Source organism: Dyella sp. 01N36 (genome assembly GCF_056399745.1).
The window spans coordinates 1-1,851 of sequence record NZ_JBFTRY010000344.1 but is presented as its reverse complement, the minus strand read 5'-3'; the positions used below and the strand labels follow the sequence as shown (position 1 = coordinate 1,851).

At 65.6% G+C, this 1,851-nt stretch carries 2 protein-coding genes; both read right to left on the bottom strand.

Going from position 1 to position 1,851, the window contains the following annotated elements; all coding sequences use genetic code 11:
* Window positions 1–22: 22 nt before the first annotated feature.
* Window positions 23–649: a DUF998 domain-containing protein gene (locus AC1DMG_RS21925; RefSeq protein WP_441603401.1), complete on the bottom strand. Its 627-nt coding sequence runs from the start codon at window positions 647–649 to the stop codon at window positions 23–25.
* Window positions 650–658: 9 nt separating this feature from the next.
* The coding region (locus tag AC1DMG_RS21920; RefSeq protein WP_477181130.1) for an MFS transporter at window positions 659–1,851 on the bottom strand (1,193 nt) is incomplete at its 5' end.

Here is a 1,851-nt window from a genome sequence, read left to right as displayed (position 1 = left end):
GGGAGCGCACCCTGTGCGCGACTCAATCCAGCGACGAGCTCACCCGCCACAATTGCCGCGCCACCCAGGCAAGCCACAGCAGTATCAACACGATCAGCGCCTTCTGCGTGAGTCCTGGCGGCAATCCTTTCCACAGCGCCAAGACCCACATCTGCACGAAAGAAAGCCATGCCAGCGCAACGCCGAGATATCGACCGTTTCGCATATGCGCATCGCGCAGCCAGCGTGTCGACAGCACCAGCATGGCGACCACAAGGCACAGGAAGGTGGTTTGCGCTGCTTGACCATGGATGAGGCGCGCGAGATCTTCCCTGGGCGTGTGCTCGTACAGCACCGTCCCTGCGACCACCGGCAGCGCCAGTGCGGCGAGAAGGAAGAGGGTGCTCGCCAGGCCGCTGCGCAGGTCTGCGCGCGTGGCTTGGAAGCTCGACCACGCGAGGCACGCCAGCGCACTCGCCATCAGATAGTAAGCGCCACGCAGCCAGCCGCCGCCTGCGCCACGCAGATACGCGCTCAATGGCATGGCGACTGGATCGAGGTCCGTGCGCGTCACTTGCAGCACGCCAGCCGCCATCGCGAACGCGATCACGACGAAAGCTATCCATCCGGCCGATAGCGCCAGCGATGTGTTTTGCCGCGAAGCGATCATGCGGTTCCTTTAGTCGGCGGCAGGAGTGGGCGCCCGGTGATGATGATCGCTCAACGGCACCTCCGGCAGCAGCAGGATCAGCACGAAGGCGCACGCCACGATGCACGCGCCCAAGGTGAAGGTGGAGGCAATCGCATGGCGATACATTTGCACCGCGGCATCGGTAACCTGATGCAGCAACGCATGGTCCGCCATGCCGCCGCCCTCGGGCGTCATGCTCACGACCGGCGCCGCTGCACTGCCGTGGCTGCGCAGCTGCCAGGCGAGGATGGCGCCCGATCCCGCCACGCCAACCAGGCCGCCGAGCGAACGGAAGAAGGTGAGCGTGGCCGTGCCAACGCCGCGATGAATCTGCGCCAGGGCGCTCTGCACCGCAATCGTCACGTTCGGCATCACCAGGCCCAGACCCAATCCCAGCGCAAAGATGGAGGGCTCGATGATCGCCAGGCTTTGCGCGGTGGCCGCGCTCCACGCCAGCACACCGAACGCCAGCGTCGCCAGCGCGAGTCCTGCCACCACGGTGGGCTTGTAGCGCCCTGCGCGCATCAGCACGCGTCCATTGAACAGTGAAGAGAGCGCGATACCTATCATCATCGGCCCGGTGAGCAGCCCGGAGGTTGCCGGGCTCACGCCCATCACCAGCTGGAAGAACAGCGGGAAGAACAGGCTCGCGCCCATCAACCCCATGAAGGTCAGCGCCATCACCAGGCTGGCGATCACGAACAGGCGATTGTGGAACAGGTCCAGCGGCAATACCGGTTCGGGTTCGCGCTTCACGTGCCGCACGAACATCACGCCGGTGGCCAGCGCGAAGGCGCTGAGCGTCATGATCGGCGTCGACGTCCACGGCCATTGGCCGCCGCCCAGCGTGAGCACCAGCAGGAGCGCGACCGTGCAACTCGTCATCAGCAAGGAGCCGAGATAGTCGATGCGTCGCGCATGCAGCGGCGTGTATTGCCTCAGTGTGCGGCTGATGATCACGAACGCCACCGCGCCCACGGGCAGATTGACGAAGAAGATCCAGTGCCAGGACAGCAGGTCGGTGATGACGCCGCCCAGCACCGGGCCTACCACGCTGCACAGCGCAAAGATGCCGGCCACCACGCCTTGTCGTTTGCCGCGCTGTGTGGGCGGCACCATGTCGCCAATAATGATCTGCGCCAACGGCAGCAGGCCGCCGGCGCCCACGCCCTGGATGGCGC